Genomic DNA, 22,217 nt, shown 5'->3' on the forward strand with positions numbered 1-22,217 from the left:
ATGCATCCATAAGGTGCATGGTTTTGCATGCATTTTCTCGCTCCGGCATGCCAGACCAGCGCCAGTCGTGGCGCGGCCTGAGACCATCTTTGCACCTGCATTAAAAGCGGCCCATTAAGCGGGCAGGCGTGGCGGGGAGAGCATTGCGCGCTGAGGCTGATAATTTAATTTCCTATAAATTTTTTGGTTTTCAGGCATTATTCGCCAGAAGGAACGTTTAGAAAAAGACCACTACAATGAATTGCAGTGGTCTTGCGGGATATCTAGCGTTGCATTTCAGTTACTATGAAATTTTCCTCTGTAATAGAATTCATTATTTCAAAGTACAATTCTTCAGGTTGAATAAATGCTAGCTCTTTGCAAAGGCTGACAATGGAATCACTATAAGTGATACCCATTCGAGGATTGAAAAGTTCAAACCTCTTGATAGGTCTTTTATTCTTTGAGTAAAAGTTTAAGGTGAAATATATAAGCACCTGTCTAAGATCGTAAACACTAAACTTCCTGTCTCCTGATTTTATTTCAACAAGAACATTTGAATAGTAAATATCGCCATATGAGTTATTAATTACTCCGCATCCATCGAACTGTGGAGATACTTCAACTTGGTTTTCCATTCCATATCGAGAGAAAATATTTCTTGCAATTTCCCTGATGGTATTATATTCGATCATACTTAAAGGTAGTTTGAAGTTAGAACCATAAGAGAATCGCTGTAGATATTCTTTTGTTTTTTCAAAAATACCCTGAAAATCAGCGCGATGGAATATATCTTGCGCTAAAAGAATATCCCTGTCTAATAAATCATTCTGTATTGCTGTATATAAATTAAATGCACATTCATTGACAAAGACGTTATTTGACCTGTTAGCAGTATCATCTAGAGGGGGATAAACGTCATCTATGAGACTGCCGTTAATAATGCGTATGAAGTTATTAGCATTTGGAAGTAATTGATTCCAAAATGAAGTGAATTTTCTAGAAAATGTTAATTCAGAAATCATAGCGCATCCTCAAGATTTCTTGCGGTATGTCTTTGACTTGCCCAATCCCTATAAATCATCTCTATAAAGTTGAATGATTTCTTATTATGCTCTCTCCAGTGCCTTCCTTCATCACCCAAGATATAACTTGAAACAATCAATAGTCTTCTCTGTAACGGATGCATTGCAGAAAAGTTTTTTTTGATGTCAGAAAGCCATGCGTAAGAATTAATCTTTGCCATTGACTGAGTAACTATGTTTTTGACTAAGATGCTTTCTGGATTCTTATTGTATATATCACTAAGAATTAGAGTGGATTTTTCTGAATTTTCTTTTGAGAGCATTCGGGCTACATAGGCTAAGTTAAGCTCAGTACTCAAAATATATGAATCTTCTTTAATTAGTGCAGTTATCTTATCAAGAATTATATCTTTGGTTTCTGTGCTTAACTTTTGCCAGTTGGAATTAGCCACTTGAATTATTGTTGTAAATATTGGATACAACTCATGCAAGTTATTGAACATTACTTTGAAAGCACTGCTTATTATTTCGTCTGATGTTGCTGAGAATGCCTTTATCAAATGCTTGCTAAAAGATTGATTGATTTTTGATTTTTGTAATTCGCTACTCAACATTGCTAACAAGTCAAAATCTTTTAAGGATTCCTTTATCTCTTCATATTCTTCTATTGCGTTCGCTGAATAAGGATCAAACCTTATAGGCAGACTCATAAATTTAGCCTTCATAGGAGATTCTTCATCTTCATCATTACCATGCAATTTAGCTTTAGTAACTGAAAGAAACTCTTCTTTAGTAACAATATTGGTTTTTTGTTTCTGTAAAGTCAGCCCTTCATTTTCCATCAATTTTTTACTAAGCAAAGTTAAAACCTTATGAGCATCCTCCCTAGAGTGACAAAAGATAACAAAATCGTCGACATAACGTTTGTAGTTAATTCCATTCATAGACAATAATTTATCAATAGAATCTAGCGCTAGTTCTGCTAATATTCTAGATGCAGGGCATCCAACTGGTACTCCATATGATTTTGTTTCACTAAATGTCTGCAATAATTTCTTAATTTTGCCAGCGTAATCTTTGTTGGGATCTATTCTGTCTAACGCATTTTCTAAACGGTGATGATAAATACGCGGATAGAAATCTGCTATATCGCATGTAAGCACATATTTTATTTCATCATTAGAACATTCAGTGATACTGTCTTCTTGATATTTTCTCCATGAAATATCCTTATCAAAAAGAGAACCATCTGCAAGGTTTGGTTTAAAGCGATATGAATAAACCTGAGTTCTGGTAGATCTATTCCTTTCTATATCATCTGCGATTTTTAAAACCAAACCAAGAAAGAAAGCATTCCAAAATGGGTCTATTTGACTTGCCCACCTGTAACCATAATAACCGATACTCGAAAAACTATTAATTATGTTTGGTGGAATCTCGATCCGTTTATTTTCAAAGTCATCAAATGTTTGCATTAATGCAGTTTTTACTTTCTCCTTATCATCTTCAAACAACCGACTTTCGAATGGATAAGGGAAAATATCTGTATCACCGTGTTTAATGATATTTTCCAACGCAAGCTCAAAACAATTTTCTAATTTGTTACTATCAAACTCGTTACTCATTCACAATCTCCTTATTTAAAATATAACTTGAATACCACTGCATCATATCTCGGCGCTTATCAATATATTGAGCATGATTATACGTACCTCTAATATTATTCTTATCTATATGCGCAAGTTGTATTTCTATCCAAGCTGAATCATATCCTTTTTCATGGAGGATAGTAGATAAGGAATGTCGAAATCCATGACCAGTGACTTTACCGCCATAACCAATGCGTTTGATTACCTGATTTATGCTTGCTTCACTCATCGGCTTGTTCGGATCGTTCCGCCCCGGAAATGCATAACGATAATTCCCTGTCATCATTTTGAGTTCATTAAGTAAATCTAACGCTTGAGACGACAGTGGCACAAGGTGTGCCCTACGCATTTTCATCCTTTCTGCTGGAATTTCCCAAATAGCGTTATCCAGATCAAATTCCGACCATAATGCAGCCCGTAATTCGATGGTTCTTACACCCGTAATCATCAGTAACTTCGTAGCAATCTGGACAAGCCGACTACCTGTGTAACTGTCTAAAGCACACAGAAAATCAGGTATCTCATCAGCCTTTAAGAACGGGAAATGATTGGATTGATGTACTTCAAGAGCACTGGAGAGATCCGCTGCAGGATTAAATTCAGCCCTTCCTGTAGCAATGGCATAGCGGAAAACTTCTGAGCATCGCTGCCGAACTTTGCGCATTTTTTCTAATGCACCGCGCTTTTCGATTTTACGCAGCACATTAAGCAGTTCTAGCGGTTTAATTTCGCCGACAGGTCTCGTACCCACATAAGGAAAAATATCGTTCTGAAACGCTTCCATGATATCTGACGCATATCCTACCGACCATTTGGCGGACTTCATCTGATGCCACTCTGTGGCTATCTTTTCAAACGCGCTTTCGGATTCCGTTTGCAAAGCAATCTTCTGCTCTTTTCTAACCTCACTCGGATTCTTTCCTTCGGCTACCAGTTTTCGAGCATCGTCGCGACGAGAACGCGCATCGGCAAGTGTGATCGTCGGGTACACACCCAGCGAGATCATTTTTGGTTTACCGGCAAAACGATAGCGGAACCGCCAGCTCTTGCTTCCATTAGGTTCTATAAGCAAAGACAGCCCTTGCCCATCTCCAAGTGTATAGGCTTTAGCTTCAGGCTTAGCGCGGCGAATCTGCATATCGTTTAAAGGCATGTGTATAGGAATCCAGACCGAACAGGAACATATACACAATCCTATACACATTCAGTACCGGATTCTACTGGATGGTTACGGACTACTATGGACTCAAAATAAGAAAAAACGTTATAAATCAGTAGATTTACGGACTAATACGGACGTTTGAGGAAGTTGAGATGGTGCCGATAATAGGAGTCGAACCTACGACCTTCGCATTACGAATGCGCTGCTCTACCAACTGAGCTATATCGGCCCTGAAAAGGACATGTCCATGAATGTGAACACGGGGTAGAAGGTTAAAACTAACCGGGCGATGCGTCAATGGCCTTGCGAATCAAACGCCTATTTTTGCATCACCCAGTTTCAATTACGCACGAATCGTGTCGTCACCAAAGCCAATCCACTTGTAAGTGGTCAGTGCTTCCAGCCCCATTGGGCCACGCGCGTGTAATTTTTGCGTACTCACGGCGACTTCCGCACCGAGACCAAACTGACCGCCATCGGTAAAACGGGTGGAAGCGTTAACGTATACGGCTGAAGAGTCCACTTCATTCACAAAACGATCGGCGTTGCGCAGCGTACGCGTCAGAATCGCATCAGAATGCTGAGTACCATGCTCACGAATATGGGCAATGGCGTCATCCAGATCGGCGACAATCTTCACGTTCAGATCCAGCGATAAAAACTCATCGTCATACTGTTCCGCTTTTACCGCCACGACGTTTGCCGGTCCGGCCTGCAACGCGGCCAGTGCGGCATCATCGGCATGAAGCGTCACACCGCTTTCTGCCATTTGCTGGCTTAGTGCAGGCAGAAAACGCGCAGCGATATCCTGATGCACCAGCAGGGTTTCTACAGTGTTACACGTGCTCGGACGCTGGGTTTTGGCGTTGACGATAATCTTCAGCGCCGGGGCGATCTCAGCCGTATCATCTACATAGATATGACATACACCAATACCACCGGTGATAACCGGGATAGTCGACTGTTCACGACACAGCTTGTGCAGCCCTGCGCCACCACGAGGGATCAGCATATCGATGTACTTATCCATCCGCAGCATTTCAGTGACCAGCGCGCGATCCGGGTTATCAATCGACTGCACCGCAGCAGCCGGTAAGCCACAGGCTTGCAGCGCATGCTGGATCACGGCAACAGTGGCGGCGTTAGTCCGATACGTCTCTTTCCCACCGCGCAAAATTGCCGCATTGCCCGTTTTCAGGCACAACGAAGCCACATCAACGGTGACGTTAGGACGCGCTTCATAAATCACGCCAATCACGCCCAGCGGCACGCGGCGACGCTCCAGACGCAGACCACTATCCAGCAGACCGCCGTCAATCACCTGCCCTACCGGGTCGGCGAGATTACACACCTGACGCACGTCGTCTGCGATGGCTTTCAGGCGTGCCGGGGTCAGTGCGAGGCGATCAAGCATCGCTTCGCTCAGGCCATTTTCACGCGCCTGTTCAACATCCTGTGCGTTCGCGCTGAGGATGCTTTCCGTTTGCGCTTCCAGCTCATCAGCAATGGTTTCCAGCACGCGGTTTTTTTCGCGGCTGGAGAGTAGCGCCAGCTTATATGACGCAGCTTTGGCAGCAATGCCCATTTGTTCCAGCATATGCCTGTTCCTTAACGGGTAATCATATCGTCACGATGGACAGCAACCGGGCCGTATTCATAGCCAAGAATAGTGTCAATCTGTTGTGAGTGGTGCCCGGCAATACGGCGTAGCGCATCACTATTATAGCGAGTGACGCCGTGGGCAATATCACGCCCTTCGAGGTTGCAGATGCGGATCACTTCACCACGAGAGAAGTCGCCTGTCACGCTTTTAATGCCTTTTGGCAGCAGTGAACTGCCGCGCTCAAGAATCGCCGCGGTAGCGCCTTCATCGACGGTAATCTCCCCGGCAGGCGGCGCGCCGAAAATCCAGCGTTTACGGTTTTCCAACGGAGAAGCCTGAGCATGAAAACGTGTACCGACAGAAACACCTTCCATCACATCGCCAATGACGCCCGGCTTGCTGCCTGCGGCAATAATGGTGTCGATACCCGCGCGGCAGGCCACGTCGGCAGCCTGTAATTTTGTCCCCATACCACCGGTTCCCAGACCAGAGACGCTGTCCCCGGCAATGGCGCGCAGCGCATCATCAACACCGTGAACATCTTTGATCAGTTCAGCCTGCGGGTTAGTACGCGGATCGGCGGTGAACAGACCCTGTTGATCGGTCAACAGCAGCAGCTTATCGGCACCGGCCAGGATCGCCGCCAGCGCCGAAAGGTTGTCATTATCACCGACTTTAATTTCAGCCGTCGCCACTGCATCGTTCTCATTAATGACGGGAACAATGTTGTTATCCAGTAGTGCACGCAACGTATCGCGGGCATTAAGGAAACGTTCACGATCTTCCATATCCGCACGCGTCAGCAGCATCTGGCCGATATGAATACCGTAAATTGAGAACAGCTGTTCCCATAGTTGAATCAATCGACTCTGCCCTACCGCCGCCAACAGTTGTTTCGACGCTATCGTCGCCGGGAGTTCAGGGTAACCAAGATGCTCGCGTCCGGCGGCAATGGCGCCCGAAGTAACGATAACAATACGATGCCCTGCGGCATGGAGCTGCGCACACTGGCGAACCAGTTCTACGATATGGGCGCGGTTCAGGCGGCGCGATCCGCCCGTTAACACACTGGTGCCAAGTTTTACCACCAGCGTCTGGCTGTCACTCATGATTCTCTGCCATTCAAAATTGGGGAAAATGATATCAAACGAACGTTTTAGCAGGACTGGCCCCGGTTGCCAACAACCAGAGCACAAAGCATGAAATTTTATTGCGCAGGATCAGCAAGCGTAGCGGCAGATTTTGACGCATTTATTACAGACACAAAAAAACATTCTTTTTTAAAAATATTCTTACTTTGTCATAAAACGTTCATTGCCAGACGTTAAAAACCCTCCTGTCTTTTAACGGGGATCACACCCAGTAAATATTAGCGCGTACTTTAAATCAGGAATGAAAATGAAAAAGAGCACTCTGGCATTAGTGGTGATGGGTATTATTGCATCGGCGTCCGTACAGGCGGCAGAAGTCTATAACAAGAACAGTAATAAACTGGACTTGTATGGCAAAGTCAAAGCGATGCACTACATGACTGATTATGACAGCAAAGACGGCGACCAGAGCTATATCCGCTTAGGTTTTAAAGGCGAAACGCAAATTAACGATCAACTGACCGGTTATGGTCGTTGGGAAGCTGAGTTTGCAGGGAATAAAGCTGAAAGCGAAACCAATCAGCAAAAAACACGTCTGGCTTTCGCCGGTGTGAAATTAAAAGATTTTGGTTCGTTTGATTATGGTCGTAACCTGGGTGCGCTGTATGACGTGGAAGCGTGGACGGATATGTTCCCGGAATTCGGTGGTGACTCTTCCGCACAGACCGATAACTTTATGACCAAACGTGCCAGCGGCCTGGCCACTTACCGCAATACCGACTTCTTCGGCGTCGTTGATGGTCTGGATCTTACCCTGCAATATCAGGGAAAAAACCAGGACCGCGATGTGAAAAAACAGAACGGCGACGGCTTTGGTACCTCCGTGACATATGACTTTGGCGGCAGCGATTTCGCCATCAGTGGTGCCTATACCAACTCCGACCGTACCAATCAGCAGAACCTGCAAAACCGTGGTACTGGCGATAAAGCCGAATCCTGGGCGACAGGTTTAAAATATGATGCCAACGATATTTATCTGGCAACGTTCTATTCTGAAACACGCAATATGACACCTATTTCCGGTGGCTTTGCTAACAAAACTCAGAACTTCGAAGTGGTCGCTCAGTACCAGTTTGACTTTGGTCTGCGTCCATCCCTGGGTTATGTGCTGTCAAAAGGCAAAGATATCGAAGGCATAGGCGATGAAGATCTGGTGAATTATATCGACGTAGGTGCGACCTATTATTTCAACAAAAATATGTCGGCATTTGTTGATTATAAAATCAACCAACTGGATAGCAATAATAAACTGGGTATCAACGATGATGATATCGTTGCTGTCGGTATGGTCTATCAGTTCTGATGTAACATAAAAAATGCCGGATGGGGTTGCGCCGCCATCCGGCATTTTTCTGTTCGTTATGCCGTTAATTTAACCGGCTCATCCTTAAAGTCGTCAGCTGGTTCCAGCGCCAGATTCAGCGTCGTTAATAACCCACGCAATTTTTCATGAAACTCGCGTAAGGTGTATTCCAGTCGCTCTACCACTTCAGTCTCTTTAATCGGCACGGCGGTCCAGTTGCCGTCTTTATCGAACAAACCAAACTGGTAGCTGTATGTAAAGCGTTTTTCCTGCGCTTCCAGCTCCATCCACCAGCCCCAAAATTCACGTTTCTCTGGTGCCGGTTTCACGTTGACGCAAACAGCCAGACAATCGAAAAAGAATCGATTATCTTCGCACTGCCCTTCGCGGATGTAAGGGCCAAGCGCGGTGAATTTTTTGATCAATCTGCTTTTCGGGTGTCCACTCGGTAACGTCATTGCGATCTCCTTAGGTGAAGCAACTGTTTTACCAAACCAATAAAATTTAGCAATCTATTAACACAATCTATGATTGATCCACCCGGTAATTTCTTGCAGCGCTTTGTCAAAATTGCGATACACCGGGTTGAACGGAACCTCCAGCAGCTTACCGTCAGAAGATGACGACGTAATTAAGCGAGACTCCTCTTCCGGACTAAACGGATCGTTTTTCCAGAACCCCGAGAGCATTGGCGTTGGACAGCGACGGCCCAGCAGCCCTTGTACCTTTAATGAATAGCGGTTTAGCTCGACGCGTAGTGCTTCATCGGATGCATCGTGCATCCCCAGCCGGCTGGCCAGAACGTCAAGATACATTTCCGGTACTGAAGCCTGACGCTGTGGGTCACTAAGAAGCGCATGGACCACCGGTCCCAGACAGGCCACAGCCTTCAGGCGCGATGATTCAAGATAGGCCAGGCGAACTGCGACATTAGCGCCAAAGCGAAAACCGAATGCCGCCACACGGGTGTGATCGACCCAGGGAATATTTGGCAGCGCTTTTAATACATGTTGATGCAGCAGGCTGGAATCCTGGGTCAATTTCCATTTTGACGAGAATCCAACCGAAGGCATATCCAGCGTCAGCATGGCAATACCACGCGGAGCGAAATAGCGCTCATACAGGGTGTAGTAGTCGGTTTGCATGGAATCCAGGCCGCCGCACATCAGCACTGTCGGGAACGGGCCGTCGCCTTTTGGCATGTGCAGGAAGCCAGTGACCGGCGCACCGCCGGCAACGGCAAATTCCATCTCGCGCAGCGTCCCTGGCAGTCGTTGGGCCGCCTCTTCGTAAGCGCGGTTGGCCAGGGCCTGCGCCTGCTCTGCCAGCTCATCACCTTTTAAATGCGGGTATGCTGCAATGTTGTACAGCGTGGAGGCATGCAGCCAGTGGCGACCACTCACCTGCGGGTCCTCTTCCATAGATGCTTTCTGTTGCCAGTCCATCGCCTGCTTCGCCCACTCGTAGATCCAGTTCCCGCCGCGATAGCCAATGACCGTGTCATAAAGTTCTTTATCCGTGCGCTCGGCTTCGCTCATCACAATACGCGCCTGCACTTCGAGGATTTCACGCGGATCGACGCCACGCCAGATCCACATCAGGCGATTCACCATGCGATACCAGTGCGGGATTGTTTTGCCATCCAGGGCAGACTGCACAGGCGGCTGCGCGCCGTGATTAAATCGACGAACCAGCGTTGACGTTTCAGGGTGTTTGAAGCGGGGTTTAAACAGGACTTCGCTGAGGTTAGCCTGCGACATAATTACGGCCTCCATGAGTACTCACTAAGGCATAGTGTAACCCGATGGAGACGAAAAAGAACAACGCCCGGCATAGCCAGGCGTTGAAAACTTTTAGATTAGCGACCAGAGATTGGCGGAACGAACACGACTCCCATATCCCACGGCTGCTCAATCCAGGTATCCTGAGGGATATCAACCACATAATCATTCACCAGCGGGCGACCTGCCGGCTTAGCAAAGATGGTGACGAAATGCGCTTTAGGGTACATTTCGCGGATCGCAACAGCAGTGCCACCGGTGTCTACCAGGTCATCGATCACGATGAAACCTTCACCGTCACCTTCCGCACGTTTCAGCACTTTCAGTTCGCGCTGGTTATCGTGATCGTAGCTGGAGATGCATACGGTATCGACATGACGAATACCCAATTCACGCGCCAGCAATGCGCCTGGCACCAGACCACCGCGGCTAACGGCAATAATGCCTTTCCACTGTTCAGAAGGCATCAGGCGGCTTGCCAGTTTACGTGCATGGATCTGCAACATGTCCCAGGTGACGACGTATTTTTCGCTCATGTGAAGTGTCCCAGCCTGTTTATCTACGGCTTAAAAAGTGTTCGAGGGGGAAATAGGTTGCGCGAGATTATAGAGATCTGACGCACTAAAAACCAGTGTTTCGCGGAATCCGCGCCTCTTTTTGCATGCTTTATACTAGCCGCCAGCGAAGAAAGTGGTATTCTCAATCGCATCGCGCAAGCCTGACTTGTGGTGTTTTTAATTCCGCTAACCCCGTGGCCTGCAAGTCAATTTTGTAGGACATCGCCAAGGAGACTCAACGTGTCTGAACTGTCTCAGTTATCCCCGCAACCGCTGTGGGATATTTTTGCCAAAATCTGTTCTATTCCTCATCCGTCCTACCATGAAGAGCAACTCGCTGAACACATTCTGAGCTGGGCCCAGGAGAAAGGTTTCCACGTCGAGCGCGATCAGGTGGGTAATATCCTGATTCGTAAACCCGCTACCGCAGGAATGGAAAATCGCAAGCCGGTCGTTTTGCAGGCGCACCTGGATATGGTCCCGCAAAAAAATAACGACACTGTGCACGATTTCACTAAAGATCCGATCCAGCCTTATATTGATGGCGAATGGGTAAAAGCCCGTGGTACCACGCTGGGTGCAGATAACGGTATCGGTATGGCGTCTGCGCTGGCGGTACTGGCTGATGACAACGTGGCACACGGTCCGCTGGAAGTGCTGCTGACCATGACCGAAGAAGCGGGCATGGACGGCGCATTTGGTCTGCAGGCGAACTGGCTGCAGGCGGATATCCTGATCAACACCGACTCTGAAGAAGAAGGTGAGATCTACATGGGTTGCGCGGGGGGTATTGACTTCACCTCTAACCTGAAGCTCGAGCGTGAAGCCATTCCTGCTGGCTTCCAGAACTTTAAGCTGACCTTAAAAGGCCTGAAAGGCGGTCACTCCGGTGGCGAAATTCACGTTGGCCTCGGTAATGCCAATAAGCTGCTGGTACGTTTCCTGGCAGGCCACGCCCAAGAGCTGGATCTGCGCCTGGTTGACTTCAACGGCGGTACGCTGCGCAACGCTATTCCGCGCGAAGCCTTTGCGACTCTCGCTGTTGCTGCCGATAAAGTTGATGCGTTAAAAGCGCTGGTCAGCACATATCAGGAGATCCTGAAAAACGAGCTGGAAGCAAAAGAGAAGAATCTGGCGCTGCTGCTGGATGCCGTCAGCAATGACAAAGCCGCACTGACTGCTCAGTCTCGCGATACCTTTGTTCGTCTGCTGAACGCCACCCCGAACGGTGTGATCCGCAATTCTGACGTGGCGAAAGGCGTGGTGGAAACCTCCCTGAACGTCGGCGTGGTCACCATGACTGACGATAACGTGCAGATCCACTGCCTGGTTCGCTCGCTGATCGACAGCGGTAAAGACTATGTCGTGAGCATGCTGGATTCTCTTGGCAAGCTGGCTGGCGCCAAAACCGAAGCCAAAGGCGCGTATCCTGGCTGGCAGCCGGACGCGAACTCTCCGGTCATGCACCTGGTGCGTGAAACCTATCAGCGCCTGTTCAACAAGACGCCGAACATCCAGATTATCCACGCCGGCCTGGAATGCGGTCTGTTCAAGAAACCGTATCCGGATATGGACATGGTTTCCATCGGGCCGACCATCACCGGTCCGCACTCTCCGGATGAACAGGTTCATATTGAAAGCGTCGGTCATTACTGGACCCTGCTGACTGAACTGCTGAAGTCTATTCCGGCGAAGTAAGTCTCTGCACTAAATGCCGGATGGCACTGTGCTTATCCGGCCCACACGCTACGCACTGATTTGTGGGCTGGATAAGGCATTTACGCCGCCAACCGGCAATACATCAGCGTCAAATCCCCAACAGTAGTTGCCTTTCCAGTTGCGGATCCAGCAGCGTAACGTGTAATCCCACCAGCCTTACCCCACGCCCTCCCCGACGTTCGTTCCAGGTATTACGTGCCGTCGCGATCAGTTCCTCTTTATTTAAGCGCGGCCAGACGTGTTCCTGCGTCGTCTGCTGAAAATCATTAAACTTTAGCTTCACCCCCTGACGGGCGATAAAGAGATCAGGCTTAACCTTTGCCAGCCGCCGCTCCAGTTCCGGGTAGAGTCGCTCAATAATTGCCTCACACTCCGACCATTCATGAATATCTTCCGCCAGCGTGCGCTCGACGCCGACTGACTTTCGCAGCCTGTCGTTATTCACATCGCGTTCATCAATACCCTGACTGCGTTCCCACAGCACACGACCAAACTTACCAAACCGCTTAAGCAGCAGGGCCAGATCGTATTTTTGTACATCCTCGCAGGTGCGCAATCCAATGGCTTCGAGCTTTGCAGCAGAAACCTTCCCGACGCCGGGGATTTTCCCCAGGGGTAACGTTCTGAGGAATTCGGGAACATCCGCGGGAGTAATCACATATTGCCCGTTGGGTTTATTTAAATCTGAGGCTATTTTGGCCAGAAACTTAACCGGCGCAATCCCCGCCGAGGCGGTGAGCTGTAGTTCGTTGAAAATCGTCTGACGGATCTCCTGTGCTATCAGTGTGGCCGAGCCGTGGCAGTGCGGACTGTCGGTCACATCAAGATAGGCTTCATCCAGCGAAAGGGGTTCGATGAGGGAAGTGTAGCGAGAGAAGATGGCCTGAATCTGGCGAGAAACCTCTTTATAAGCGTCGTAACGGCCGGGTAATAAGGTGAGATGCGGACACAGTTTTAGCGCCATTCCCGTAGGCATTGCGCTACTCACACCAAACTTTCGTGCCGGGTAATTGGCGGTGCTGATGACCCCCCGACGTTCACGACTGCCACCAATAGCAATGGGGATATCGCGCAGGGCCGGGTTATCACGCATTTCCACCGCCGCGAAAAAGCAGTCCATATCGACATGTATGATTTTGCGCATCGCTCGCCTCCCACAACACTGTTTAAGTATACAGTGTTTTTGTGCTGTGAGAAGTATGAACATACCTTATATTGTCTCATTTATAACGCGACAGAAAACGCCACAAACACAACTCGCAGAATCGGCAGATAATAAAATACGCCCGTTTCTGACTGTCTTTAATCCCAATTTTCCGTATAAAGACAAACTAAAGTGTAAACAGCGCACGAGAGACTTGCGAAAAACTCTCTTGGTGCTAATGTGAGCGCTCCAAATGCAGACTTTTCTGATTTGGGGACTCTTTTTGCCGTCCTGGCGTGTGTAATCGTTTTATCAAGGAATAAGCAGTATGCGTAAAATCGCATTTTTTCTTGCGATGCTTTTATTGCCGTGCGTTTCATTTGCCGGTTTGCTGAGCAGCGGCAGCCCGACCACGCCAATCAGCAAAGAATATAAGCAGCAATTGATGGGGTCCCCTGTCTATATTCAGATCTTTAAAGAAGAGCGGACGCTCGATCTGTACGTCAAGATGGGCGAACAGTATCAGCTGCTCGACAGCTATAAAATCTGTAACTACTCCGGTGGATTAGGGCCAAAACAACGTCAGGGTGATTTTAAAAGTCCGGAAGGGTTCTACAGCGTTCAGCGCGGGCAACTCAAACCAGACAGCCGCTTTTATAAAGCAATTAACATTGGCTTCCCTAACGCCTACGATCGTGCGCACGGCTACGAAGGTAAGTACCTGATGATCCACGGTGCCTGCGTTTCTGTCGGTTGCTATGCAATGACCGACAACGGTATTGATGAGATTTTCCAGTTTGTGACCGGCGCTCTGGTATTCGGCCAGTCCAGCGTTCAGGTAAGCATTTACCCGTTCCGCATGACTGACGCTAACATGCAGCGCCATAAGTTTTCGTATTACAAAGATTTCTGGTCGCAGCTAAAACCGGGATACGATTACTTTGAACAAACGCGTAAGCCACCAACCGTTTCCGTTGTCGATGGCCGTTATATCGTCAGCAAGCCGTTGAGTCACGAAGTGGTTCAGCCGCAACTGGCGTCAAACTACACGCTCCCCGAGACAAAATAGCGCCCACTCGCCTGGCATAATCTTTTGCCAGGTTTCATTGCCCGTCAGTGGCTGAGTAGCAATCACAGTGACCACATCATTGGGTGTGGTCTCTGAGCTAAAATCAATTTCCACATCCTGATCCAGCAATGTCGCCACGCCAAACGGTGCCCGACGCGTGATCCAGAACAAATTGGTTGAGCAGAAGGCCATGACATACCGTCCGTCGGACAACAGCATGTTGAAAACACCTTTCTCACGTAATACCCCGGCCAGTACCGCAATATATCTAAATACTGCCGTCATGTTACCCGGCGTACGCGGATAACGCTCGGTCAGCTTATGCAGCAGCCAGCAGAAGGCTTTTTCACTGTCGGTTTCGCCGACCGGACGGAAATTACCGGTTTCCAGCGATTTATAGCCGTTCAGCTGTCCGTTATGGGCATAGGTCCAGTTGCGTCCCCACAGTTCACGCGTAAACGGGTGGGTATTTTCCAGCGCCACTTCCCCCCGATTCGCCTGACGAATATGGGCAACCACGGAACAGGATTTAATGGGATAGTCTTGAACCAGTTTGGCGATAGGCGAATTAAAGCTGGGTTGCGGATCTTTAAACGTACGGCAACCCTTACCCTCGTAAAATGTAATACCCCAGCCGTCTTTGTGCGGCCCGGTACCTCCGCCGCGCTGAACCAGCCCGGTGAAGCTAAAGCAAATATCGGTTGGCACATTGGCGCTCATCCCGAGCAGTTCGCACATACATCACCTCCACAAACGCCTTAAAGCGGGAAGGCGTAATTGTTGCATCCAGTTTGGATTCAAAGTAGCAAATAAAATCGCCTCCTATACCCTAAATAATTCGAGTTGCAGGTAGGCGGCAAGGGAAGGACAAATTCGTCTGGAACGAATTTGAACAGCCAAAGGCTGCCTTCGGTGAGGGACATGGATGTCCCTCATTAAATCCCCAGGAGCATAGATAACTATGTGACTGGGGTTTCTGAGTGCAGCCAACGCACCTGCAGCTTGAAGTATGACGGGTATAGTTACTTAACCATCTCTTTTTCGATCAACTGAATCAGGATATGGATCACTTTGATATGAATTTCCTGAATACGGTCAGCATAGCCAAAGTGCGGCACGCGAATTTCAATATCTGCGCTACCGGCCATTTTACCGCCATCTTTGCCGGTCAGGGTGATGACTTTCATTCCCTTCTCACGCGCCGCAGCAATCGCTTTAATCACGTTACCGGAGTTACCCGAAGTGGAGATGCCTAGCAGGACATCGCCTTCACGGCCAACCGCTTCAACGTAGCGGGAGAATACATAATCGTAACCAAAATCGTTGCTGACGCAGGATATATGGCTGACGTCAGAGATAGCGATAGCCGGGTAGCCCGGACGGTTTTCACGATAGCGTCCAGTCAGCTCTTCGGCGAAATGCATCGCATCGCAATGGGAGCCGCCATTACCACAGGAAAGTACCTTCCCACCGGCTTTGAAGCTATCTGCCAACAGGACCGCCGCGCGTTGAATGGCGTGAATATTGGCGTCATCTTTAAGAAAATTAGCCAGCGTTTCCGCCGCTTCGCTCAGTTCGTTACGAATAAGATCCTGGTACATGAGGATATCCTTCAGCATGAATGTAAATGACAAGATGCAGTGTACCGGATAGCGCTACCAGCGAGAAGTACAAGCCACAGGAATGGCTGTCGCTTTTGATTTTTTGTGCCGGTTAAAACAACAACAATGTGAGCTTTGTTGTAATTATTTTGTAAACGCATTGCTAAAAGATTTTACATACACTACAACCATATCATCACAAGTGGTCAGACCTCCTACAAGCAAGGGAGCTTTTCGTTATGATGATTTTGAGTATTATCGCTACGGTTGTTCTGCTCAGCGTTCTGTTCTATCACCGCGTGAGCTTATTCCTCAGCAGCTTAATTTTGCTCGCCTGGACGGCTGCGCTCGGCGTGGCTGGCCTGTGGTCAGTCTGGCTGCTGGTTCCTCTGGCCATTATTCTCGTACCGTTTAACTTTACCCCGATGCGTAAATCCATGATTTCCGCTCCCGTGTTCCGCGGTTTCCGTAAAGTCATGCCGCCGATGTCGCGTACTGAAAAAGAAGCGATCGATGCCGGTACAACCTGGTGGGAAGGTGACCTGTTCCAGGGCAAACCTGACTGGAAAAAACTGCACAACTATCCGCAGCCGCATCTGACTGCTGAAGAGCAGGCGTTTATCGATGGCCCAGTGGAAGAAGCATGCCGCATGGCGAACGATTTCCAGATCACCCATGAATTAGCGGATCTGCCGCCGGAATTGTGGGCATATCTGAAAGAACACCGCTTCTTCGCAATGATCATCAAGAAAGAGTACGGCGGGCTGGAATTCTCTGCGTATGCCCAGGCTCGCGTACTGCAGAAGCTCTCCGGTGTTTCAGGGATCCTGGCGATCACCGTCGGCGTACCTAACTCATTAGGCCCAGGTGAACTGCTGCAGCATTACGGCACCGAAGAACAGAAAAACCACTATCTGCCGCGTCTGGCACGTGGTCAGGAAATCCCATGCTTTGCACTGACCAGCCCGGAAGCCGGCTCCGATGCAGGTGCGATCCCTGATACCGGTGTGGTTTGTATGGGCGACTGGCAGGGCCAGCAGGTGCTGGGTATGCGCCTGACCTGGAACAAACGTTATATCACGCTGGCCCCTATCGCTACCGTTCTGGGTCTGGCGTTTAAACTCTCTGACCCGGAAAAACTGCTGGGTGGCGAAGAAGATCTTGGCATTACCTGTGCGCTGATTCCAACCTCAACGCCGGGCGTACAAATTGGCCGTCGTCACTTCCCGCTGAACGTGCCGTTCCAGAACGGACCAACGCTGGGTAAAGATGTCTTTGTCCCTATTGATTACATCATCGGTGGCCCGAAAATGGCCGGTCAGGGCTGGCGTATGCTGGTGGAATGTCTGTCCGTAGGACGCGGCATTACCCTGCCATCTAACTCTACGGGTGGCGTTAAATCCGTCGCCATGGCGACTGGCGCCTATGCGCATATCCGTCGCCAGTTCAAAATCTCTATCGGCAAGATGGAAGGTATTGAAGAACCGTTGGCGCGTATCGCCGGTAACGCCTATGTGATGGATGCCGCAGCGTCGCTGATTACCTACGGCATTATGCTGGGTGAGAAGCCAGCGGTGCTGTCGGCTATCGTGAAATATCACTGTACTCACCGTGGACAGCAATCAATCATCGATGCAATGGATATTACTGGCGGCAAAGGTATTATGCTTGGCGAAAGTAACTTCCTGGCCCGTGCTTATCAGGGTGCACCGATCGCCATTACCGTCGAAGGCGCCAACATCCTGACGCGTAGCATGATGATCTTCGGTCAGGGCGCAATTCGCTGCCATCCGTATGTACTTGAAGAGATGGCTGCGGCGCAGAATAACGACGTGAATGCGTTCGACAAACTGCTGTTTAAACATATTGGTCACGTAGGCAGTAATAAAGTGCGCAGCTTCTGGCTTGGTTTGACTCGCGGGTTAACCAGCAGCACGCCAACCGGTGATGCCACCAAGCGTTACTATCAGCACCTGAACCGTTTGAGCGCCAACCTGGCATTACTTTCAGATGTGTCCATGGCCGTATTGGGTGGTAGCCTGAAGCGTCGTGAACGTATCTCTGCTCGACTGGGTGATGTGTTAAGTCAGCTGTATCTTGCCTCCGCCGTGCTGAAGCGTTATGACGATGAAGGCCGAAATGAAGCAGACTTGCCGCTGGTTCACTGGGGCGTACAGGATGCGTTGTACAAAGCTGAACAGGCGATGGACGACTTGCTGAAGAACTTCCCGAACCGTCTGGTTGCCGGGTTGCTGAATGTGGTCATCTTCCCTACCGGTCGCCACTACCATGCACCGTCTGACAAGCTGGATCATAAAGTCGCGAAGATTCTGCAGGTTCCAAGCGCCACCCGTTCTCGTCTTGGCCGCGGTCAGTACCTGACGCCAAGCGAGCACAACCCGGTTGGGTTACTGGAAGAGGCGCTGTTGGATGTCATTGCTGCCGACCCAATCCACCAGCGGATCTGCAAAGAGTTGGGTAAAAATCTACCGTTTACCCGCCTGGACGAGCTGGCACATAACGCGCTGGCCAAAGGGCTGATTGATAAAGACGAAGCGGCGATTCTGGTAAAAGCCGAAGCAAGCCGCCTGCGCAGTATCAATGTTGATGATTTTGAACCCGAGGCGCTGGCGACTCAGCCGGTAAAGTTGCCAGAGAAAGTGCGTAAGGTCGAAGCAGCATAACGCTAACGCACAACGTTCAGCCCCGCTAAATGCGGGGCTTTTTATTGCCACATTTTCGTTAATGCTCATGCTACAGTGTCAAAATGCCGTTCAACGAGGAGCCTCGATCGTGCCAGGTTTAAAAATTACTCTGCTGCAACAACCGCTGATCTGGATGGATGGCCCAGCCAACCTGCGCCATTTCGACAGACAACTGGAAACCGTCACCGGGCGTGACGTTATTGTGTTGCCCGAGATGTTTACCAGTGGATTTGCGATGGAAGCGGCAAACAAATCGTTGCCGCAGGAGGAGGTTGTAAGCTGGATGCGTAGCAAAGCGCAGCAGACGAATGCCCTTATAGCAGGTAGCGCGGCGATACAGTCTGAACGGGGAGCGGTAAATCGTTTTTTACTGGTTGAACCCGAAGGCACCGTGCATCGCTATGACAAACGCCATCTGTTCCGCATGGCAGACGAACATCAGTATTATCAGGCAGGTGAAGAACGCATCATCTTTGAATGGCGTGGCTGGCGTATTCTGCCGCTGGTCTGTTATGACCTGCGTTTTCCAGTGTGGTCACGTAACCGTAACGACTACGACCTCGCTTTGTATGTTGCCAACTGGCCCGCACCGCGCTCGCTGCACTGGCAGGTTCTGCTCACCGCACGGGCAATTGAAAATCAGGCGTATGTAGCAGGATGTAACCGTGTGGGAACCGATGGTAACGGCCATCATTATCGCGGTGACAGCCGGGTCATCAACCCACAGGGTGAAGTCATTGCCACCGCCGAGCCGCATCAGGCAACGCGGATTGATGCTGAGCTGTCGCTTTCGGCGCTACGCGAGTACCGCGAGAAATTTCCTGCCTGGCAGGATGCTGACGCTTTCACCCTGTAGAGATCGCCTTCCCTCCCGCCACGGACCATGTATCCACCGCGGGATTGTTTCACTCCGTAACCAACCGCAAAACAAATTCGCGTGGCGACATGCATCGGGCAACGTATTCTGCAAGGGATAATCACGCGTCACTGACGGGTGATCTACACTATCAATAATTCCCTTATCAGGATGTCTAAATGAAGAACTTCGTACGTATGACCTTGCTGGCTGCCACTCTGGCTGGCGCCTCTTTTAGCACGCTTGCAGCAAACGTATCCAACGTTCCCGCCCCGGCCCAGGATCCGGTCGTTCAACACCTTAAGTTGACCAACGACCAGGTGGCGCAGATTAAAAAACTGCACCAACAGCTGGAAAACAATGTTGATCAGATTTCAGTGAAAGACGTTAAAGACGGCGCACTGATTGACGTCATCAAGTCCGGGAAATGGGATGATGCCGCCGTTAAGAAACAACTTGCCGCGTTCAGCAACATCGAACAACAGGCGCGTTATTATCGCGTGAAATACTACTTTGATCTGAGCAAAGTGCTCACCCCAGAGCAGCGAAAGCTGGTGCAAAAAGATATCGCACAGACGCTGGGCGAGTAACGACAGAGGCCTGCAATGAAACATTATTGCAGGCTTTTATTTTGGGTGGATTAAAACGACGAAAGCCTGAATCATTTCTGATTCAGGCTTTCTGAATAGTGGCGGAATGGACGGGACTCGAACCCGCGACCCCCTGCGTGACAGGCAGGTATTCTAACCAACTGAACTACCACTCCGCGTTGTGTTCCGCTTGGGAACGAAGCGAATATTACGGATTGCCTCGCGCCTCGTCAACGCTTTTTCTCACGTTTTTTAATCGTTTGCTGCAAAAATCACCCGAATGGCCATTTCTGTACTGTAAATACCAGAACTAGGCCCGCCAGAGGCAACTTCCGCCCTTCTTCTGTACCAGGTCAAGGCGCGACTCATGGGCTGCCAGCTCTTCATCAGTAGCGAAAACAACGCGTAATTTACTGGACTGACGCACAATGCGCTGGATCCCCGTATCATTCTGCTGCTGGCTGTCACCTTCCATAGAGAACGCCATGCTGGTCTGCCCGCCGGTCATCATCAGATAAACGTCGGCCAGAATCTGGGCATCGAGCAATGCGCCGTGCAGAGTACGCTTACTGTTGTCTATCTCATAGCGCGAGCATAACGCATCAAGGCTGTTACGCTTGCCAGGAAACATTTTCCTCGCCAACGCCAGGCTGTCGGTCACTTTACAGAAGGTGTTTGTCTTTGGGATATCGCGATTGAGTTTCGCGAACTCGTAGTCCATAAAGCCGATATCAAACGATGCATTATGGATGACCAGCTCCGCGCCACGGATATAGTCGAGAAACTCATCGGCGACATCGGCGAATGTGGGTTTATCAAGCAGGAATTCATCGGCGATTCCGTGTACGCCAAATGCCTCCGGGTCCACCAGCCGATCCGGCTTCAGGTAGACGTGGAAGTTATTTCCGGTCAAACGGCGGTTTACCACTTCAACCGCACCGATCTCAATGATCTTGTGGCCTTCGTAGTGGGCGCCAATCTGGTTCATACCGGTGGTTTCGGTATCGAGGACGATCTGCCGTGTAATTCCAGTGCTCATAGCGGTCATTTATGTCAGACTTATCGTTTGATTTCGATTTGCTAAAACAGGAAGTCTACCAGAGATGCTTAAACAGGTAGAAATTTTCACCGATGGTTCTTGCCTGGGAAACCCAGGCCCTGGCGGTTATGGGGCTATTTTACGCTATCGCGGGCGCGAAAAAACCTTTGCCGAAGGGTACAACCTCACCACCAATAACCGTATGGAGTTGATGGCGGCAATTGTCGCGCTGGAAGCACTTAAAGAGCCATGTGAAGTGGTACTCAGCACCGACAGCCAGTACGTGCGCCAGGGCATTACACAATGGATCCACAACTGGAAAAAACGCGGCTGGAAAACCGCAGATAAAAAGCCGGTGAAGAACGTCGATCTGTGGAAACGTCTGGATGCCGCGCTTGGACCACACCAAATCAAATGGGAATGGGTTAAAGGGCATGCGGGCCATCCGGAAAACGAACGCTGTGATGAGCTTGCACGTGCTGCGGCAATGAGTCCCACCCAGGATGATGTTGGGTATCAAGCAGAGTCTTAAGCGTCTGGCTTGCGGAATTGTCGGGTTGCCCCAACAGCCTGGCGGATGCGTGCCTTACTTTTACTTTGTTTCATCGGATTGAGCGTAAGCGGAATTGTTCGCTTGCGCGCGACAACCAACTGTAGACAGCCCAGTGCCGGAATATGCGCACCTAACATTTTACCGCCCTGCTTCGCCCAGGGCAGCACGTGGAACCGGCTATAGTGCAGCACCTCAAAATTCAGCAAAGAGAGCCAATCCAGTTGACGCATCAGGGTAAACATCCGGCTGTTGTAAGGCGGTGTTTTACGTAGCACTGGCACCAGCTTACGCAATCCCATCAGGCTAACCGGGTTAAACCCGCTCAGTATTAACCAGCCATCATCAATCAGTACCCGGTCGGCTTCACGCAATAAGCGATGCGGATCGGCGCACCACGGTAGTGTATGAGCCAGCAGACAGACATCCACGGATTTATCGGCAAAAGGAAGGTGTAAAGGATCGGCCGTAACCTGCATGGGCGAACCTTGCAAAGAAACATTTACCTGATGAGAAACCGCGCACGCTTCAGAATCGATTTCTGCGCTTAAATTACCAATCTTAAGCAGATGAAAACCGTACATTTTTGCGAACCACGGGTTAAGCTGATGTTCCAGCGCCTCACGATAGTGCTCACCCCAGGGTAAATCATCCCAGCTAACGGGCGCTACGACAGTTTGAGGGATCCTTGCCGGTTTCATCACAACCTTCCGTTACGCATTGAGAGGTAATTT

At 49.4% G+C, this 22,217-nt stretch carries 20 protein-coding genes and 2 tRNA genes; 7 read left to right on the forward strand and 15 right to left on the reverse strand.

Annotated elements, in window-relative coordinates; translation table 11 throughout:
• Positions 1 to 263 precede the first annotated feature (263 nt).
• From OGX95_RS05715 to proB, 6 genes are all read right to left on the reverse strand, one after another.
• A complete protein-coding gene (locus tag OGX95_RS05715) occupies positions 264 to 1,004 on the reverse strand; it encodes a hypothetical protein (RefSeq protein ID WP_286628644.1) in 741 nt (246 codons plus the stop codon).
• Entirely contained in the window at positions 1,001 to 2,629 is a 1,629-nt protein-coding gene (locus OGX95_RS05720; protein ID WP_103849111.1) for an RNA-directed DNA polymerase, read from the reverse strand. Before OGX95_RS05720 ends, OGX95_RS05715 begins: the two co-directional genes overlap by 4 nt.
• The gene (locus tag OGX95_RS05725) at positions 2,622 to 3,806 is read right to left on the reverse strand and encodes a tyrosine-type recombinase/integrase (RefSeq protein WP_103849110.1); all 1,185 of its coding nucleotides are present in this window, start codon (positions 3,804 to 3,806) and stop codon (positions 2,622 to 2,624) included. Before OGX95_RS05725 ends, OGX95_RS05720 begins: the two co-directional genes overlap by 8 nt.
• Before the next feature lie 162 nt (positions 3,807 to 3,968).
• Positions 3,969 to 4,044, reverse strand: a tRNA-Thr gene (locus OGX95_RS05730).
• Positions 4,045 to 4,158: 114 nt separating this feature from the next.
• The gene (gene proA / locus OGX95_RS05735; RefSeq protein WP_286628647.1) at positions 4,159 to 5,412 is read right to left on the reverse strand and encodes a glutamate-5-semialdehyde dehydrogenase; all 1,254 of its coding nucleotides are present in this window, start codon (positions 5,410 to 5,412) and stop codon (positions 4,159 to 4,161) included.
• Between the two features lie 11 nt (positions 5,413 to 5,423).
• On the reverse strand, positions 5,424 to 6,527 hold the full coding sequence (proB, locus tag OGX95_RS05740) for a glutamate 5-kinase (RefSeq protein ID WP_286628648.1): 1,104 nt from the start codon (positions 6,525 to 6,527) through the stop codon (positions 5,424 to 5,426).
• A gap of 289 nt (positions 6,528 to 6,816) precedes the next feature.
• On the opposite strand from proB, the gene phoE reads away from it, so the two are divergent.
• A complete protein-coding gene (gene phoE, locus OGX95_RS05745) occupies positions 6,817 to 7,872 on the forward strand; it encodes a phosphoporin PhoE (RefSeq protein ID WP_286628651.1) in 1,056 nt (351 codons plus the stop codon).
• A 56-nt stretch (positions 7,873 to 7,928) separates the two neighbouring features.
• On the opposite strand, the gene crl is transcribed toward phoE, so the two are convergent.
• The 3 genes from crl to gpt all read right to left on the reverse strand — a co-directional run bounded on the left by crl (position 7,929) and on the right by gpt (position 10,189).
• The gene (gene crl / locus OGX95_RS05750; protein ID WP_005133595.1) at positions 7,929 to 8,330 is read right to left on the reverse strand and encodes a sigma factor-binding protein Crl; all 402 of its coding nucleotides are present in this window, start codon (positions 8,328 to 8,330) and stop codon (positions 7,929 to 7,931) included.
• Positions 8,331 to 8,387: 57 nt separating this feature from the next.
• On the reverse strand, positions 8,388 to 9,632 hold the full coding sequence (gene frsA, locus OGX95_RS05755) for an esterase FrsA (RefSeq protein ID WP_286628653.1): 1,245 nt from the start codon (positions 9,630 to 9,632) through the stop codon (positions 8,388 to 8,390).
• 98 nt (positions 9,633 to 9,730) lie between these two features.
• Positions 9,731 to 10,189 carry a xanthine phosphoribosyltransferase gene (gpt, locus tag OGX95_RS05760; RefSeq protein ID WP_003031380.1) on the reverse strand — a complete coding sequence of 153 codons (459 nt, stop codon included), beginning with the start codon at positions 10,187 to 10,189 and terminating at the stop codon, positions 9,731 to 9,733.
• Positions 10,190 to 10,450: 261 nt separating this feature from the next.
• Here gpt and pepD point away from each other — a divergent pair, with 261 nt between their 5' ends.
• Positions 10,451 to 11,908 (forward strand): cytosol nonspecific dipeptidase, encoded by a 1,458-nt coding sequence (gene pepD, locus OGX95_RS05765; protein ID WP_286628654.1) that lies wholly within the window; start codon positions 10,451 to 10,453, stop codon positions 11,906 to 11,908.
• A gap of 109 nt (positions 11,909 to 12,017) precedes the next feature.
• On the opposite strand, the gene dinB is transcribed toward pepD, so the two are convergent.
• A complete protein-coding gene (gene dinB, locus OGX95_RS05770; protein WP_286628655.1) occupies positions 12,018 to 13,073 on the reverse strand; it encodes a DNA polymerase IV in 1,056 nt (351 codons plus the stop codon).
• 328 nt (positions 13,074 to 13,401) lie between these two features.
• Here dinB and dpaA point away from each other — a divergent pair, with 328 nt between their 5' ends.
• On the forward strand, positions 13,402 to 14,142 hold the full coding sequence (gene dpaA, locus OGX95_RS05775) for a peptidoglycan meso-diaminopimelic acid protein amidase (protein WP_137384395.1): 741 nt from the start codon (positions 13,402 to 13,404) through the stop codon (positions 14,140 to 14,142).
• Here the strand turns inward: dpaA and OGX95_RS05780 are convergent.
• Positions 14,113 to 14,880, reverse strand: coding sequence for a class II glutamine amidotransferase (locus tag OGX95_RS05780; RefSeq protein WP_286628658.1), 768 nt, complete (start codon positions 14,878 to 14,880; stop codon positions 14,113 to 14,115). The genes dpaA and OGX95_RS05780 overlap by 30 nt on opposite strands.
• A gap of 284 nt (positions 14,881 to 15,164) precedes the next feature.
• Complete coding sequence (lpcA, locus tag OGX95_RS05785; protein ID WP_016151815.1) at positions 15,165 to 15,743, reverse strand: D-sedoheptulose 7-phosphate isomerase; 579 nt, start codon at positions 15,741 to 15,743, stop codon at positions 15,165 to 15,167.
• 239 nt (positions 15,744 to 15,982) lie between these two features.
• On the opposite strand from lpcA, the gene fadE reads away from it, so the two are divergent.
• The 3 genes from fadE (at position 15,983) to OGX95_RS05800 (ending at position 19,894) form a co-directional block, all read left to right on the forward strand.
• Positions 15,983 to 18,427: an acyl-CoA dehydrogenase FadE gene (gene fadE / locus OGX95_RS05790; protein WP_137384394.1), complete on the forward strand. Its 2,445-nt coding sequence runs from the start codon at positions 15,983 to 15,985 to the stop codon at positions 18,425 to 18,427.
• 109 nt (positions 18,428 to 18,536) lie between these two features.
• The gene (locus OGX95_RS05795) at positions 18,537 to 19,304 is read left to right on the forward strand and encodes an amidohydrolase (RefSeq protein ID WP_286628659.1); all 768 of its coding nucleotides are present in this window, start codon (positions 18,537 to 18,539) and stop codon (positions 19,302 to 19,304) included.
• Positions 19,305 to 19,483: 179 nt separating this feature from the next.
• The gene (locus OGX95_RS05800) at positions 19,484 to 19,894 is read left to right on the forward strand and encodes a Spy/CpxP family protein refolding chaperone (protein ID WP_286628660.1); all 411 of its coding nucleotides are present in this window, start codon (positions 19,484 to 19,486) and stop codon (positions 19,892 to 19,894) included.
• A gap of 99 nt (positions 19,895 to 19,993) precedes the next feature.
• Here OGX95_RS05800 and OGX95_RS05805 read toward each other — a convergent pair.
• Together OGX95_RS05805 and dnaQ are read right to left on the reverse strand one after the other, a co-directional pair.
• A tRNA-Asp gene (locus OGX95_RS05805) sits at positions 19,994 to 20,070 on the reverse strand.
• Between the two features lie 134 nt (positions 20,071 to 20,204).
• On the reverse strand, positions 20,205 to 20,933 hold the full coding sequence (gene dnaQ, locus OGX95_RS05810; protein WP_286628661.1) for a DNA polymerase III subunit epsilon: 729 nt from the start codon (positions 20,931 to 20,933) through the stop codon (positions 20,205 to 20,207).
• A 64-nt stretch (positions 20,934 to 20,997) separates the two neighbouring features.
• Here dnaQ and rnhA point away from each other — a divergent pair, with 64 nt between their 5' ends.
• Positions 20,998 to 21,465 carry a ribonuclease HI gene (gene rnhA, locus OGX95_RS05815; RefSeq protein ID WP_005133612.1) on the forward strand — a complete coding sequence of 156 codons (468 nt, stop codon included), beginning with the start codon at positions 20,998 to 21,000 and terminating at the stop codon, positions 21,463 to 21,465.
• Here rnhA and OGX95_RS05820 read toward each other — a convergent pair.
• Positions 21,462 to 22,184, reverse strand: a complete 723-nt coding sequence (locus OGX95_RS05820; protein WP_286628663.1) for a class I SAM-dependent methyltransferase — start codon at positions 22,182 to 22,184, stop codon at positions 21,462 to 21,464. The two genes, rnhA and OGX95_RS05820, sit on opposite strands and share 4 nt — an antisense overlap.
• Positions 22,185 to 22,217 lie beyond the last annotated feature (33 nt).

Source organism: Citrobacter sp. Cu233 (assembly GCF_030332225.1).
GTDB lineage: Bacteria > Pseudomonadota > Gammaproteobacteria > Enterobacterales > Enterobacteriaceae > Citrobacter.

What these genes read in the sequence shown, in the direction of transcription:
- OGX95_RS05715 (WP_286628644.1), bottom strand. Translation starts at nt 1,004, where the DNA reads ATGATTTCTGAATTAACATTTTCTAGAAAATTCACTTCATTTTGGAAT.
- OGX95_RS05720 (WP_103849111.1), bottom strand. Translation starts at nt 2,629, where the DNA reads ATGAGTAACGAGTTTGATAGTAACAAATTAGAAAATTGTTTTGAGCTT.
- OGX95_RS05725 (WP_103849110.1), bottom strand. Translation starts at nt 3,806, where the DNA reads ATGCCTTTAAACGATATGCAGATTCGCCGCGCTAAGCCTGAAGCTAAA.
- proA (WP_286628647.1), bottom strand. Translation starts at nt 5,412, where the DNA reads ATGCTGGAACAAATGGGCATTGCTGCCAAAGCTGCGTCATATAAGCTG.
- proB (WP_286628648.1), bottom strand. Translation starts at nt 6,527, where the DNA reads ATGAGTGACAGCCAGACGCTGGTGGTAAAACTTGGCACCAGTGTGTTA.
- phoE (WP_286628651.1), top strand. Translation starts at nt 6,817, where the DNA reads ATGAAAAAGAGCACTCTGGCATTAGTGGTGATGGGTATTATTGCATCG.
- crl (WP_005133595.1), bottom strand. Translation starts at nt 8,330, where the DNA reads ATGACGTTACCGAGTGGACACCCGAAAAGCAGATTGATCAAAAAATTC.
- frsA (WP_286628653.1), bottom strand. Translation starts at nt 9,632, where the DNA reads ATGTCGCAGGCTAACCTCAGCGAAGTCCTGTTTAAACCCCGCTTCAAA.
- gpt (WP_003031380.1), bottom strand. Translation starts at nt 10,189, where the DNA reads ATGAGCGAAAAATACGTCGTCACCTGGGACATGTTGCAGATCCATGCA.
- dinB (WP_286628655.1), bottom strand. Translation starts at nt 13,073, where the DNA reads ATGCGCAAAATCATACATGTCGATATGGACTGCTTTTTCGCGGCGGTG.
- dpaA (WP_137384395.1), top strand. Translation starts at nt 13,402, where the DNA reads ATGCGTAAAATCGCATTTTTTCTTGCGATGCTTTTATTGCCGTGCGTT.
- OGX95_RS05780 (WP_286628658.1), bottom strand. Translation starts at nt 14,880, where the DNA reads ATGTGCGAACTGCTCGGGATGAGCGCCAATGTGCCAACCGATATTTGC.
- lpcA (WP_016151815.1), bottom strand. Translation starts at nt 15,743, where the DNA reads ATGTACCAGGATCTTATTCGTAACGAACTGAGCGAAGCGGCGGAAACG.
- fadE (WP_137384394.1), top strand. Translation starts at nt 15,983, where the DNA reads ATGATGATTTTGAGTATTATCGCTACGGTTGTTCTGCTCAGCGTTCTG.
- OGX95_RS05800 (WP_286628660.1), top strand. Translation starts at nt 19,484, where the DNA reads ATGAAGAACTTCGTACGTATGACCTTGCTGGCTGCCACTCTGGCTGGC.
- dnaQ (WP_286628661.1), bottom strand. Translation starts at nt 20,933, where the DNA reads ATGAGCACTGGAATTACACGGCAGATCGTCCTCGATACCGAAACCACC.
- rnhA (WP_005133612.1), top strand. Translation starts at nt 20,998, where the DNA reads ATGCTTAAACAGGTAGAAATTTTCACCGATGGTTCTTGCCTGGGAAAC.
- OGX95_RS05820 (WP_286628663.1), bottom strand. Translation starts at nt 22,184, where the DNA reads ATGAAACCGGCAAGGATCCCTCAAACTGTCGTAGCGCCCGTTAGCTGG.